At 42.7% G+C, this 14,982-nt stretch carries 7 protein-coding genes and 2 pseudogenes; 3 read left to right on the forward strand and 6 right to left on the reverse strand.

Translation table 11 applies throughout. The annotated features are described in order from the left end of the window. Positions 1-236: 236 nt before the first annotated feature. Positions 237-1,970, reverse strand: coding sequence for a S8 family serine peptidase (locus FLM48_RS10355; protein ID WP_179024580.1), 1,734 nt, complete (start codon positions 1,968-1,970; stop codon positions 237-239). A 626-nt stretch (positions 1,971-2,596) separates the two neighbouring features. Continuing rightward, on the reverse strand, positions 2,597-3,541 hold the full coding sequence (locus tag FLM48_RS10360; protein WP_179024581.1) for a hypothetical protein: 945 nt from the start codon (positions 3,539-3,541) through the stop codon (positions 2,597-2,599). A gap of 196 nt (positions 3,542-3,737) precedes the next feature. Between FLM48_RS10360 and FLM48_RS10365 the strand changes: the two are divergent. The 3 genes and pseudogenes from FLM48_RS10365 to FLM48_RS10375 form a co-directional block, all read left to right on the forward strand. Further along, positions 3,738-4,389 (forward strand): annotated as a pseudogene (locus FLM48_RS10365) (hypothetical protein); the annotation flags it as partial. A gap of 357 nt (positions 4,390-4,746) precedes the next feature. Continuing rightward, on the forward strand, positions 4,747-5,226 hold the full coding sequence (locus FLM48_RS10370; RefSeq protein WP_179024582.1) for a hypothetical protein: 480 nt from the start codon (positions 4,747-4,749) through the stop codon (positions 5,224-5,226). 292 nt (positions 5,227-5,518) lie between these two features. Then, on the forward strand, positions 5,519-6,274 hold the full coding sequence (locus FLM48_RS10375; protein ID WP_179024583.1) for a DAPG hydrolase family protein: 756 nt from the start codon (positions 5,519-5,521) through the stop codon (positions 6,272-6,274). A gap of 402 nt (positions 6,275-6,676) precedes the next feature. Here FLM48_RS10375 and FLM48_RS10380 read toward each other — a convergent pair whose 3' ends face one another. The 4 genes and pseudogenes from FLM48_RS10380 to FLM48_RS10395 all read right to left on the reverse strand — a co-directional run bounded on the left by FLM48_RS10380 (position 6,677) and on the right by FLM48_RS10395 (position 14,978). After that, positions 6,677-8,626: an alpha-amylase family protein gene (locus FLM48_RS10380; RefSeq protein ID WP_179024584.1), complete on the reverse strand. Its 1,950-nt coding sequence runs from the start codon at positions 8,624-8,626 to the stop codon at positions 6,677-6,679. Next, complete coding sequence (locus FLM48_RS10385; protein ID WP_256871113.1) at positions 8,623-10,602, reverse strand: alpha-amylase family glycosyl hydrolase; 1,980 nt, start codon at positions 10,600-10,602, stop codon at positions 8,623-8,625. Before FLM48_RS10385 ends, FLM48_RS10380 begins: the two co-directional genes overlap by 4 nt. Before the next feature lie 11 nt (positions 10,603-10,613). After that, positions 10,614-12,174: pseudogene (locus tag FLM48_RS10390) on the reverse strand (tryptophan halogenase family protein). Between the two features lie 65 nt (positions 12,175-12,239). After that, positions 12,240-14,978, reverse strand: a complete 2,739-nt coding sequence (locus tag FLM48_RS10395) for a TonB-dependent receptor (protein WP_179024585.1) — start codon at positions 14,976-14,978, stop codon at positions 12,240-12,242. Positions 14,979-14,982 lie beyond the last annotated feature (4 nt).

Consider the following 14,982-nt stretch of genomic DNA (forward strand, 5'->3'; position numbering starts at 1 on the left):
CTAAATGCCTGTTGGGTGGCTGATGCTTCTGTTAGGCGATCATAAAACTTTGATTGCCGCAGTAACAATATCTCATGTCAAAAAAGGTTTGAAATTTTTGTTTACAGCGATATACCGAACTTTTTAGGATATTAATGGGAGGGCATTATAGTTAAGAGGGTTTTATTTGTTCGGGTGGCGCTAGAATTATATGTAAAAGCGCCAGATTAAGGCGCTTTTTTGTTAGCTAAATCAATTTAGATGCACTGAGTAGGTCGCTCTGCATCGACAGTGATTGGCATTATTGATGTGCAATCAACAGCATCACAAAACTTGAAACCATAGTCATTGTTTTCAATATCTTCTGCACTGAATGCGTGGATTAATTGAGGGTTGCTGCTCGTCATTACCAATGCAGAACTAGAAGCTAAATCACCACCTTTCGTAGTTTCGTAAAGCTCATAAGTCACTTTGTCCAACTCAATTGCTTCGCTGTTAAAGTTAAGCTCATATAAATCGCAAACCTCAACCTCTGAACTAAGGTGCTTAATCAGCACTGATTGAGTTTTGTCTGTCTCACCGACCAATGGGTGTCGAATGGTGCTTAACTCACCTGCTAGGTGGGCTTTAGCGGCTTGTAGCATCCGTCCCGCATCAAGTCCACCACCACCACAATGTAAATCTGTAGCACAAGTGGATTCAGGCGCAAAATTGGTTGCTGTTGAATGTAGCAAGAAATGCATTAGTTCATAATCAAGATTACCAACTTCTGAAATCACACCTGCAATTGCAGAGGTGACAAGTGGGGCAGAAAGCGATGTGCCCGCTCCTGCTGTAGCAACACCATCAACTTTACCGTAACCCCATACACCAACGCCGAATGCTGAAATATCTACGTTACCGTAGTTTGAAAAAGCCGCTTTATCATGCTCATCTGATGTTGCTCCTGCGGTAATCATTCGGCCTCGACCACAAACTGCGGGTGAAGAGTTGTATACATCTTGATTGTCGTTCCCTGCACCTTGGATCAAGTGGATACCTTGTTGATTAAGGAAATCCAACATTTCCAAATCAAAACGGTTGCACTGTCCGTCGATTGCTAGTCCAACCATACTCATATTAATCACTTGAACGGGTTCTGAAATATCTTCAATACCTAGATGCTTATATGAAACTCCACTGAGCCAATAAATCGCATCTAAGTAGTTAGTGGGCGAAATCCAGCCACAACCACCTGTTTCAACGGGTACAACTTCAATGTTATTACCTGCGGCTCCTGAAACACCAAAGCCCGAATTTTGCTTTGCTCCAATTGTGGATGCGACAAGGGTGCCATGTTCGCTACATTCTTGGCCAAAATCCGTAAACGGATCATTAGAGTAACTATAAAAATTTGCACCATCACTGCTATAGTTTATGTCAGCGTGATTGTAAAAGTTAATATCAGGTACCCCAACACGCACTTTTTGAGCGCTATCGGTCGTATTTTCCCAAAGGCCGACAAAATTGTTACCCATAGTTAAAATATCTGGGCCCCATGGTGCTTCAAATGTTTTAAGCGCTTCCATGTACATATACTGCCACTCAGCATAAACGGGGTCGTTTGGCTCCGATAATGTGCTGTTGCTTGCGCTAAACAGTGCAGGGTTGGGTAATAATTGGCTCTGTTTGTTGCTTTTTACTGGTGGAGTATCGGGAATTACATGTAACATTGGCTCTACCCACAAAAAGCCACCTTGCTCAAGCATTTTAACCGCTTCATCGGCGCTATCAGCATCAATTGTGGCGGAGGTGTAGAAGCCTGTAGGGGTAAAGCTGTGGTGCTTGATTTTGGCGCCAGTGGCTTCCACGGCTTGAGTCATTTCGGCTGAAGCAACTTGCTGCGGGGTACTCAGATTAATGTCATGTTTAATACGCAACTCAAAAACTTCTGCACTCGCAAAAGGTGTTGCCATGATAGATAAAGCGATAATAGTTTGTGATAAACGCATTGGTTGAATCCCTTAAAGTAGTTTGGTCTTCATAGAAATATATATTTCTATGAAGACCAAGCTGGCAATTGTTATTACCCTATAAATTGCTGTGTTACTTGTTTATATTTATTGGCTTGCTTAAACTCGTTGATGGTTAGTGTTAAAAATCTCTGAGCTACGAAGTAATGTTCATTGCTAAAGTCGGTTTATTTTACTTATTTCAGTGGGTTGTGGGTAGGTTCTGTTGGCGGTTGTTACACTTTGATTCAAGTTTGCATGTGAATTAAATAGTCTGATGATAGTCTTGTTTATTAAATTGTTTTAATTGTATTCCTTGTGGGATATAACTCTGTTTAATCGGTTTTTGTTAAATATTAAAGCTATTTACGGGGCTGTTTTTAGCGTTGAGGGGGCTGTGTTGGTGTTTAATTAAAAGAGTGCTGTTGTACTTGTATCTTGCAATAGTTACTTATGTAATTTTTACAATTTGATTAATATATTGAGAAAAGAGAGTTGTTATCGGTTAGACGTCATCTTCAATATTTAGTTTGAAAGTATGAAAAATACTAAATGCTGAAAATAAGAATTACAAGTGAAACAATAACCGCCCTGAAATCAGAGCGGTTGAGTTTGTTATTTAGCGGTTATTCAGGTCTAAGAATATCGCCGATTATTTCAAACTGATCTTTGAATACAAAGGTGTTGCCCTCGTAGCTACCAAATTCTAAGTTACCAACGTATGCGGACAAACTACCATTAACGAAATTGTGTTTCAAAGTGGGTAGTGTTGGCAGTTTGCCTGAGCTATCGCTCAAGTTGTTGATGAATGCCGTGATACTTATTGTACCTTCATCTAAAGCGTTAAGTGAGTTCGCAGCGGATTCCACTAATGTCGACTCTTTGGTTAAACCGTTTTCGTACTGAAAGATCACATTTGGTAAGGTGTTTATCGTGTTGTTTGTTTCAATGAACTGGCTAAAGTCATTAACCAATCCAGTGAAGTCGACTTCTAGATTATTGGCCTCAGACGCAGTCAGCTTAGAAAGTAGGTAGCCTGATTTGCGGTATATGTACTCAATTTGAGCACTTTCGTCGGTGAGTGAGCTATTGATGCCAGCTGCGAGTTGCTTTAAAGATGCGAGCTCAGCATCACCACTTGTATTAGTAATAGACACATTGAGATTAGCCTTTACCTCTGAATGCTCACCTTTGACAGTAATTTGAATGGATTCAGAATTGTTGTGCTTCTCCATATCTGATGCCGCGAATGTGACAAGCAGGTTTGAGCCTTGGATACTGTACGACACAGTACCTAACCCAGCTGGCGCGGATACGCTTACACCATCCTCGATGTTGTCAATGGTAAAAGTCAGCTGAGAGCTTGATTCCAATTCATTGACTGACACGCTCGCACTAGAAGGTGCGATAGTCATTGGTGGCACTTCTTCTGGTGGCGGATCAATTGGTGGTGGCTCCACTGGTGGTGGCTCGACAGGTGCTGGGCTAGAATCTCCACCTCCACCACAGCCATATATAGCTGAGGTCAACACTATTAATAATGCTAGCCGCATTACAGAAGAACAACTCATATCAAATCCTCTTTGCTTGGTCTTTGTTACGCACAATCCCTTTATATTGAATTTAACTAATTAACCTATTATCACTTAATAAAACATATCGGGCATCTGTAATGGTATGGTTAACTAATTTCACGAAAACAGTAACATACTTCTTTATAATCCAGTGTTACAAAATGTATAATCGTTCGTGCCTTCGTGTTATTAGCTGCTAACGATTTCAACAGAGTTGCGGTGTCTTAATGAGCCTATTGCAAGACAAGCTAATCTAGAAAATAGCTGTACGGGGCACTTCTATTCAAAGCCATCCATGGCGTTCACCTTTCTGGCCGCCTAAAGGCGTTCAAATTTGTTCCATACAAATTTGTGGGAAGGGAGGTTTAAATCACAAGCGCTGCTTGATGAGGCTGCCGTATTGGCCTGCATGGAATATGTAGAATTTAACCCGATACACGCCAAAATGGCGACCACACCAGAGCAATCTGATTTCACTAGTACAAGCTCAGAATAAAAGCCGCGCTTAATGAGGAGCAACCTAAACGTCTTTTATCTTTCATTGGTAATGAACGTGCCAACCACCTAAAGGTAGCGCTTTCTCGTTGAAAGACTACCTCATACTAGTAGATGAAACAGGCAGAGTGATTCGAGACGATAAACGTGGCGCAATTGATTCAAAGGCTTGTGACATACTGAGCAGGTTAAATATACCCTCAGCTAATTGGCTTAAAATCGTCACGGTATTTGGAAAACTTTTCCATGGCCCTGTAGGTACATTAGAAGAGTCTAGCTATTACTGTGAACATTTAAACAAGCGAAGGCGGCATTTCTCAAGTAGTTGCCAGTCTATGCCAGCAAACTAAATTCAAATGCTCACATTTCTCAAAACTCCTCAACTCTTTTTGCATAGTTAACATCGCTTGCGCTAAAAACAGCATTTAACGCCTGATTTTGCCAATTTAGGCTAATTTTAAATGCTTATTTGTATTGAGCACAATATTTGATGGTGTTTGATTACTTCGTCCTTGAATCACTATCAGTTATGCTGTTATGCTGTTTATTTGTACTGGCAAGCTACTGTTTTGGCAGAGTTTTTGTCCCTTTAATCTTTGGCTTGAGTGGTTAATAATGGCTGGCTATTATTTTACATGGCAAGCGTGAGCGCAAGCGTCACGCCTTAACGCGGCGTTCGGCTTACAAATTACTATTGAGCAAAATTTATGAAAATTAGAACTACGTTACTATCATTACTTTTTATCTCGTCTCCGTCCTTTTCTGGAGAGCCTGAATTTATAGCTTTTGCAGTAAAACAAGCTCATAACAAAGGCTTTACAGGTTGTGATACTGCTATAAAAAAGATATATGAAAATGCGGGAGGCCATAACATCCGCATTAGTGTTACCAAACATAATGACAACCCAAATCAATTTACAATGGTTGGTACTTGGGGGAGCAAAGGGGATTCTGTTTTTAACAAAGTTACGTTGTTTAAAGTTGGAGCTCAATGTAAATATGACCTTATTTCAATAATTCAATCTTCAAAATCATGTATGGCATACGCTAATGAGATGTCTGCTTTTGAGTATGTTGGTGAAATTGGAGATTACATCTGGATGGAGAATAAAGGGGGCGTAAATGTGATGCTTCACCCTACAGGATTGGGTTGTACTGCTATATTTAACTTGGATCAAAAAGCCTAACAAATTACTTAAGACAAACTGCCAATAAATAAACATATAGACACCCATAGTTAATGGCACAAAGGTGCTGCTGACACAATGCAGGATTGCTATAAAAGAGAGCAGGTTAAAAAGAAAGGTGACAACTTCTGCTTCTTGATTTTGATATTTACAGTAGCATTTGTGCTGTGTATCACATAACAAGTTTGTCAACGAACGCCACAGCGTGGCAGGATAGCCTAAATCGTGGGTTGACTATAGGCTGCCTGTTATCAGGGCCTTAGCCTTACAAAGCAGAAAATAAGCGAGAACAATGATACTTGATAAATACAAGTTACCACTAGCGCCTGTGCCTGAAGTTGTTGAACTAGCGTTATCACATGGAGTTCAGGCGTCTGAATTTCCAAAGGTCACATCAGCTAATGAAATTTTAGATAATTGGGATGAGCTAAAGAATAAGGCCTTTCGCTCCAAGTCAGGAAAAGTTTTGGTCACCTGCGAAACGTTGATGCCTGAAGTATCAGCTGACATGATTGACTGGTGGTTTGGTTGGCATCTGCCATATTCTGAGCGTTATCAATTATGGCATCCTGATGCTCACCAAAAGGCAAAAGTGAAAGAGGATAGGTCGCAGCTCACTAACAGTAGGGCGCAGTATATCGGTAATACCTCATTTGTTGATGAGTATATTGGTAACAGTCTCCACCGCTTGGCAATTAGCTTCTTTGAGCCGCAACAAATTGGTTTAGTTGACGCTTACATAAATGGTTCTACCGCTATATGTGGTGTCACTGCTAACCGCACACTGAATACCGAAGCCGGTTACTTGGTTCATTACATTCATCCAACCGATGCTGGATGTATAATGAGAAGTATGTTTTGGCTAGGGGAGTTCAAACCAAGAATGCCATTAGTTAGCAACCTAGTATCTCATATTTCAAATACACTCTTCTTCCGTAAAAAAATCGTCAGCGACCAAATGGCAGTTGATTTGCTGCGTCACTGCTCTGAAGAAATGAATCACCTTGGAAAGTTCTTACCGACTTTATATCGCGATATGCAAAAGTAATGTGGCTAACAAAGCATTTAAGTGTGATTCATAACGCTTGGTATTTTAATTCCATTGTTAGTTTTAGTGTTTAAGCCGGTAAGGTTGGTTTTGGGGTAGCGTTGCTCAATCCTTAATGTGGCGTTGTCACATATCCGAATGCTATACATTGCCTAATACTCGTTGCTGTATGAGCTTAAGCGGCAATTGATTGCTGTCCAATCGCGTGCCTAAAGCGACTCTTATACTCATTGCGCTGACATTGATAATGGTAGGCGCTGATATAATTACAAATGACAGAGTCAAAAACACTAGATGCAAAAACGCTCGGTAGTTATATGCTACCGAGCGTTTTGTTCTTATAGCTGCAATTTAGTTTGTTGCTTTGCACTTTCAAAGCTTTACCCATTTAGCAGAATTTGGCTATTTAAGCGGACTAGTCACCCACACTTGCGATTGTAGTGGTGCCAGTGACACCTTGAGCTGATAACCATCTGCTTGTTTTATCACAGACACTTGCTGATTATCAGTGAGTTTGTCCACCAACTGAATTTGTTCGCAGCTAGCCTTATTAGCCCAGTATTGGTTAAAAGCGGGGGCGAGTTTAAGGGTGAATTGTTTATGCTGGTGTTGACTGAAGTTACTGACCACAATCATCTGTTGTTGACTGTTTGCTCGGCCAAACGCAAAAAGCTGATTGTCATAGCCGCTGGTTTTCTGGATACCATTATTTTCCTCAAGACCACTTGTTTGCTGGTTGCTGCTATGCAGATCAATATACTCACCAAGTAGAGCAGGTTCAGTGTGACTAAGGTTCAGCAGGCGCTGGTAGTATTGTCTAAGTTGTTTCTCCTTTGGCGTAGATTGGCCGCCGTCAAATTTACCATCATTCATATAGCGCTGGTGGGCTGGCACACCGATGTAATCGAAGATACTTGTTCTACTCGGTTGGCCAAATCCGGCGTTTTGCTCGCCTGCTTCCCCAACTTCTTGGCCAAAATAGATAAGGGTAGGTGAGCTAGATAACAAGCTTGATACCACTAGTGCCGGTAAGGCGTTGTTCGCAGAGCCTGCAAATTCAGGGCTGGCTATGCGCTGCTCATCATGATTTTCTAAGAAGTTGAGCATATGCGGCGCTATATCGGCTACATTGGCTTGATCTTTGGCGATCTGCGCCGTGGTTTGTTTGCCTTGAATGATGGCTTTTAAGCTATCGTAAAGGCCGACCTTGTCATACAGATAATCCATTTTACCAAGGTAGATATAGTCGCGATAAAGTGATGGCGTATAAACCTCTGCCAATAATAAGGCATTAGGGTTCGCCTGTTTTATATGGCTATTGAGATAGCTCCAGAATTCGACGGGCACCATTTCTGCCATGTCATAGCGAAAACCATCGGCCCCTTTTGCTAACCAATACAAAGTGATCGCTTTAAATTTATGCCAAGAAGCTGGAATTTGTGCCGCTGGTACTTGTTGCCAAAACTGTAAATGCGCTTGCCAGTCTTTGTTCGCATAACCTGCGGGTAGGGCTGGGAAGTCATGTTCGCCGTTGGGTTTTACCCCGTAGTTAACTTTGACGGTTTCGTACCAGTCGTTGGCGCTTGGTTTGGCCAGTCGAGAGCCATTACCGGTCCATTTAGCGGGGCGCTCGTCAAAATGGCCATCGCTCAATGGATGCGCTTGGCCGCCTAAGGGTTGATTGGCCGGTAAATCCGGCACCTCAAAAGCGGTATCAGGGATATAGTAAAAATCATTATGCTTGGCATATTCAACGCGGGTATTGTCTTGCTGACCGAAGTCTATCGTGCCCTTAGGTGCACTAAGCGATTGATAGTTACGCGCCACATGATTAGGCACAATATCAATAATGACTTTCATGTTGTGGGCGTGGGTTCTGGCAATGAGCGCCTGAAACTCTTCGAGTCGCTTGGCGGGATCATCGGCTAAATCTGGATTAACGTTATAGTAGTCTTTTACCGCATAGGGTGAGCCTGCTCGGCCTTTTACCACATCAGGATCATCTAGGCTGATTCCATAGTCTTGGTAGTCATTGATCACCGCATGATGGGGGATACCGGTATACCAAATATGGCTGACACCTAATTGGTGAATACTGTTCAGTGCTTTGTCATCAAAATCACTAAACTTGCCGACACCGTTTTCCTCAAGGGTGCCCCAGGGTTTATTGCGGGTTTCTGTATTGCCAAATAGCCGAGTAAAAACCTGATAGATAACCGGCTTACAAGCATCAACGTTGGCAGTATTACACGGGGTTGATTCCGCTATTGCGTAAAAAGGGCTCAGTAATAAAGGCAAGCTTAACCAGTATTGACGGCCAGTAGGACGATGAGCGCATTGGTTATTCTTCATTGTTTGCCTCCCGCTATTTCAATCAAAGTCACGCCTTTGTTTTGTAGTGTGATGCTGTCACCAAGTAAGACTTGTTCATTGGTTATGATGTTACGGCCCACTGTTTTTGCAGAAATAAATGGATAGAACCGCGCTAACGCTAACGTTGTTGGATCTGAGTGCTTATTGTAAATAGCCATCAGTTTAGTGCCATTGCTACAACCTTTTTCAGCACAACGCAATTGCACGTAAATACCGTCTTCGGGAACAAAATGGCGCAGGTCACCGTGGTGTATTATGTGATTATTTTTACGGTAGTTTAGCAGGGTGGTCATAAAATCTAACATCGCCGTTTGGTCGCTATTTAATCCTTTGCCTTCAAATACTGAGATGTCATCATTATCCCAGCCTCCGGGCATGTCCGCACGAACTGCACCATCATTGCGACCATTGGTTGGACTTTCCATCAAAATTTCTGAGCCATAAAATATCTGTGGTATACGATTGCTAGTAAGTACATAGGCCATTGCCATTTGGGTTAATTCAAGATCTTCTTCTAACAAGCTAAATAAACGGTTAGTGTCGTGATTCCCTTCAAAAAGTACCAGTTTAGTAGGGTCTGCATAAACGCTATCATTACTTAGAAACTCAAATAACTTAATTAATCCGGTATCCCATCCTTCAGGCTCAGTCATCGCTGCAATTAATGACTCATATAAAGGGAAGTCCATCATACTGTTGGTTTGTGATACATAACCATCTTTGTTTTGTTTACCTGCTTGCCAATAGCTAACAGTAATTGGGTTGTTACTCCACTCTTCACCAACGATAGTAAAGTTAGGGTATTCATTCATAATGGCAGTTGACCACTGTGTGAGGAAGTCTTTGTCGGCGTATGAATAAGTATCTTCTCTAATGCCGCTAAGGCCGGCGTATTCTACCCACCAAATACTGTTTTGGATTAAATAGGTCGCCATGTGTGGGTTGGTTTGATTCATATCCGGCATGGTGTCAGTAAACCAGCCTTTTTCGAAGCCATTTATGTCAACTGTTGCAGCATAAGGATCTTGTACGCTGGTACGCCGATGGCTGGTGTACATAATATCTTTTGGGTTGGCTTGCCATTTGGCTTGTCCGTTGAGCCATTGTTGATCAGGAAAGTCCCGCATCCATGGGTGAGATGAGCCCATATGATTAACGATAATGTCTTTAATAATGCCTATACCACTTTGTTTAGCTTCTAAAACCAGTGCGGCGTATTCTTCATTACTGCCAAACCGTGGATCGATTTGATAAAAATCAGTAGTAGCGTAACCATGATAAGACACTTGAGGCTGGTTGTTCTCAAGCAATGGGTTAATCCAAAGTTGAGTGACACCTAGCGCTTGAAGGTAGGGCAGTGCTATACGGATCCCAGCAATATCTCCACCGTGACGGCCATTTTTGTCGCTGCGATTAGCCGTTTCTAGCATATCAGGGTGGTTGTCATTATCTGGATTAGCATTAACAAATCGGTCAGGGGTGATGAGATAAATTACATCGCTATTGTTAAAGCCTTGACGGCTTGCCGAGTCAGCTTGACGAGTTAAAAGCTGATAGTTGAGTGTTGAACTGGTGCCGTCGGCAGCGCTAAGCGTAAATTCAAGTTGTTGTGCTGTTGCTGCGCCTAGGTCTAGATATACAAACGCATGGTTTGGGCTAGTTTTATCTATTTTTTTGATTTTAACCTTATCAGCTTTAGTAAGCTGAATGCGCTTGTTGGCTATGCCTTGTTGATAAATCAGCAGCTGCAGCTCAGCATTGTGCATACCCGCCCACCAGAATTCGGGTTCTACTTTGATAGATTGGTTATTAGCAGAAGCCGCAACACTGACGACTGACAGCAAAACTAAGCTCGCCAGTGTGTGAGGAACGGCTAAGGTTATGCGGGCTCGTTTGGCCTGTGTTGCGAAAGAAATCAGCTGTTGCTTAATAGTGAATAAGTGCGCCATTGCCATAGACAATATCCTTATTGGTTTGCGCGCAAGAAAGCGCCATGTTCGGGTAATTGAGTTAAATAGTGCTGATAAATTGCTTTGAGGTTACTGAGGAATTCATCTCTATCAGCGTCTGAAATTGTGTCGGCCAGCGGATTATAATCTTCCGGCATAAGCCCTTGACCAATCATCACTTGCAGCCAAGCTTCTTCGGTAAACAGCTCTTCTTGAAATCGGTGCAGATTACCTGTTTTATTAAACAAGGCTATTTTTTGTTTCAAACTGGGCGGAATGTCCATGTGTTGGCAGTAGTGCCATAGGCTAGCTGCTTCAGGTGGTTCCCTATCCGTGTTTTTAGGGTGAACGTTGAGGTCGGCGCTATTGTTTAAGTGACTCTTTTGGTTAAGGTAATAGTGTAAAATAATAAAGTCTCTTATCTGCTCAAACTCAATTTGTGATTGACGATTATATTCATCAACTAAGCTTTCACAGATGCTCAAATTGGGCATCAGTTTGGTTAAGCGGATGATTGCAGTTTGCACGAGATGTAAACTGGTGGATTCCAGCGGTTCTAGAAAGCCAGAAGCTAAGCCAATTGCTATACAGTTCTTATACCACTGCTGCTTACGTCTGCCGGGGACAAATTTTAACAGTTTAGGCTCTGCCAGCGGTTTAGCATCGAGGTTTAGCATCGAGGTTTTGCAGTAAGGTTTGTTTCGCTACTTCGTCACTGACATATTGACTAGAAAATACAATGCCATTGCCGGTGCGATGTTGCAGCGGAATCCGCCATTGCCAACCAAAGTCATGGGCAATCGATCGGGTGTAGGGCACTATGGGATCGACTTTTTCACAGGGCACTGCCCATGCGCTATCGCACACTAGCCATTGCTGGTAACTCTCATAACCGACTTTTAGGGTTTTATCCATTAGTAGGGCGTTAAAGCCTGAGCAGTCGATAAACAGATCGCCCGCAATGGTTTGGCCGCTATCTAATATAAGTGAGTCAATTGCGCCATCTTGAGTTAACTCAACATGATTAACCTTGCCCTCAACTCGAATCACGCCTTTATCGGCTGAATACTCATTGAGAAGCTTGGCATACAGGCCAGCATCAAAATGATAAGCATGGGTAATACCCGCAAGTTGGTCGTTATGAATACGGTTTAAGGGCGCAAATTTGTTGTTAATTGCCGCTTGATAATTGAATGAATATTGCCAAAGGCTAGCACTATGATTGGGTTTACTGGCTAACCAGTAGTGATGAAATGGGCAGTAACCTATGTTTTTACCCAGCTCACCAAAGGCATGCATATAGGCATCACCTTGCTGACCCCAATTTTCAAACTGGATGCCAAGTTTGATGGTGGCTTTAGTCTTGGCAATGAATTCTAGCTCGTTAATACCTAGCACATCATTGAAAACTTTAAGCGGGGGAATGGTGGCTTCACCCACACCTATGGTGCCTATATCTGCAGACTCTATAAGTGTGATCTTTAAACTTTGCTTATAAAGACGACAAAGAAGGGCGGCAGTCATCCAACCCGATGAACCGCCACCAAGAATAACGATATGGTTGATTTTATTATTCATAAGCTGCCTGCTTTGTATATAAAAAAGCCTCCGTGAAAACAGAGGCTTTTGTTAGTTAACTAAGATTAGAATCTGTAGTTAGCACCTAACATGTAATTGCGACCATAGCTTTGGTAATCGCGAACTTCACGTTGATCATCACCTGTGTAGGTAGTGAATGGCTCATCAGTTAAGTTATTAACTTGGAACATAATTGATAGACCGTCTAGTGAAGTGAAACCACCTTGACCAAAGTCATAACCAATTTGAGCATCAACGACGGTTTCAGCTGCTACATTCACTTGTTGGCGGCTTAAACTGATTGCAGTGACTTCACCTAGGAATTCGCTGCGGTAGCGTGAACTAATACGAGCTTCAAAACCTGCACGCTCGTAGTAAACTGTGGCATTAAAGGTTTTTTCTGACAGACCTTGAAGTGGAATCGGATCGCTATCTGGCTTTTCCTTCACTTCTGAATCGTTATAAGAACCGTTCAGAATAGTACCAAAGCCTTCAAGTGCATCAGCAAAATAACCAAAGTCTAGCGAAACCGATGCTTCGATACCTTGGATGTAACCACCTTCACCGTTTTGTGGCACATCAAAGCTGCCTTGGCCTTTCCCTGGTTCAACACCTGGAATCACGTCTTCAAAATCGATAAATACCGTGTCAGTGTAAACGGTGTTTTCAAGTTTTTTGTAGTATGCCGCAATCGCAAAATAACCTTGATCACTGAAATAGTTCTCGTAGCTCAAGTCTACTTGGTTTGCCATCCACGGTTTAAGCTGAGGGTTTCCTGAGCTACCTGTGTAGTAAATGCCGCCTGGGCCTGTTGGGTCATAATTGAAGCTGGCAGACGCATTCATTTGATCCATGCGTGCACGGCTCATTGTACGCGCTGCTGCGAAAACGATACGTTGGCTGTCAGTTAGACCAAGCGATATGTTCATGCTGGGTAACCATTCTAGGTAATCATCTTCACCGTAGCTGTCTACAACTTCTAAGTTACCATTAACATCTTGAACGGCTTTACCGTTGGAGCTTTGATTAGTTTGTACCGCTTGAACACCAAAGTTACCGGTTAGCGGCATATCGCCTAATTCAGTTTCAAAGTCCGCTTTGACATAAAAAGTGGTGACTTCTTCTTCAACTTGCCAAGTATTGGTTGAACGCTCTGGCTGAACTAATGCTGCATCAAGTGAGTTATAGAAGCCTGCGTTATATACAGCTAATGCGTCATAAGATAGCATGTCGCCCATGCCGAAGAAGGCGAGGGAAGTCGGGCTTAATAAATACTCATCAGGTACGGTTAACATGTAGTTGTCGCCGCTGCCGATTTCATAACCTTTAAGGGTTAAGTATTCGCCGTTATCAACTTTAGATTTTTCACGATTTGTATAGTTAACGCCAAACTCAACGCTGCGCATAAAACCGTCATCAAAGGTATAGGTTGTGCCTAAACGCAGTGATTTTAGCTCGTCTTCAATTTCTGGCTTGTTAATAAAGCCATCTTGCATGTTGCCATCAATAGATGGGCCCCAGCTAAATGCACCGCCTAATTTGATAAGATCGGGATCGGCGTAATTAAGTGATGGGTCAAATAGGTAACGACCATCGCCTGTGTATTTAAAACCTAGGTTAGGTTCTACGGCACCAACACCATTGCCTCGGCCTGTACCAGCATAAGTTTCGATACCGATATCAGTACGTTCAACTTTTGACATAGCCAGATCTGCTTCTACAGACCAGTTGCCGTTGATGATGTATTCAGTGTTCCAACCTAGTGATAGAGAGTCAGCATCACGGGTATTGGTATCGTTACGAACCAGCACCATCGCATCTTGGAAAGAGCCTTCAGTCACTAAACCATCTTCTGTCGTGGTTGCAGTATTGCCTGAGTTAGCCCATCCGCCGCCCCAAGCCCCTGGAATCTCGATTCCGCGCAGGATCTGTTCATCGAAGAAACTGGTGTAAAATACATCAACCACTGAACGGAATTGCTCGTTTGGTTCATATTCAAATACGGCCATCACACCGTCACGCTCTAATTCTGAAGAACGCACGTAAGGCTTAGCACCACCTAAAATTTTGTCTCCAGCATCATTTTCTGGGTAGCCCCACGCATTCCAACGCTCTTCTTGGTTTGGAGACTGCATACGTGAGTAACCTAATGCGACACCAATCGTGTCATCGGCAAATTGATCAATATATGAAATGCTGCCCCGGTAACCTTTATCTGTAGAGCCCGCATTAAGCGCGCCCAAATCGTTCATTTCACCACGTAGGTTAACCGCAAAGGTACGCTCGCCATGACGCAGTGGACTAATCGTTTGCATATCAACTGTACCGGCAATAGCTTGCGTCATTAGCGAAGCATCCGGGGTTTTGTATACAACGACAGTGTTGAGAAGTTCTGAAGGGTATTGGTCAAATTCAACGCCACGGTTGTCGTTGATTGATGCTTGTTCACGACCATTAAGTGTTGCAAGGGAAAAGTCTGGGCCTAGGCCACGAATAGAGACAACATTTGCACGACCATCAAGACGCTGTGCAGCGATACCAGGAAGGCGAGCCAAAGATTCTGCGATAGATACATCAGGTAGTTTACCAATGTCTTCTGCTGAAATAGCTTCTACAACAGAAGATGAAGACATCTTAACGGATTGTGATTCTTGTAAACTACGGCGAATACCAGAAACTTTGATTACTTCAATATTCTCATCTTGCGCTGCGGCAGTATTAGCATCGTTTTCTGCTGCATGAGCTGTCGTGCCCATGCTAGCCGCGATTGCCAATGTAAGTAGGCTTGGTTTAAAAAGCGACATTCAT

This window comes from Shewanella sp. Scap07 (genome assembly GCF_013394145.1).
Classification (GTDB): domain Bacteria; phylum Pseudomonadota; class Gammaproteobacteria; order Enterobacterales; family Shewanellaceae; genus Shewanella; species Shewanella waksmanii.

What these genes read in the sequence shown, in the direction of transcription:
- FLM48_RS10355 (WP_179024580.1), bottom strand. Translation starts at nt 1,970, where the DNA reads ATGCGTTTATCACAAACTATTATCGCTTTATCTATCATGGCAACACCT.
- FLM48_RS10360 (WP_179024581.1), bottom strand. Translation starts at nt 3,541, where the DNA reads ATGAGTTGTTCTTCTGTAATGCGGCTAGCATTATTAATAGTGTTGACC.
- FLM48_RS10370 (WP_179024582.1), top strand. Translation starts at nt 4,747, where the DNA reads ATGAAAATTAGAACTACGTTACTATCATTACTTTTTATCTCGTCTCCG.
- FLM48_RS10375 (WP_179024583.1), top strand. Translation starts at nt 5,519, where the DNA reads ATGATACTTGATAAATACAAGTTACCACTAGCGCCTGTGCCTGAAGTT.
- FLM48_RS10380 (WP_179024584.1), bottom strand. Translation starts at nt 8,626, where the DNA reads ATGAAGAATAACCAATGCGCTCATCGTCCTACTGGCCGTCAATACTGG.
- FLM48_RS10385 (WP_256871113.1), bottom strand. Translation starts at nt 10,602, where the DNA reads ATGGCAATGGCGCACTTATTCACTATTAAGCAACAGCTGATTTCTTTC.
- FLM48_RS10395 (WP_179024585.1), bottom strand. Translation starts at nt 14,978, where the DNA reads ATGTCGCTTTTTAAACCAAGCCTACTTACATTGGCAATCGCGGCTAGC.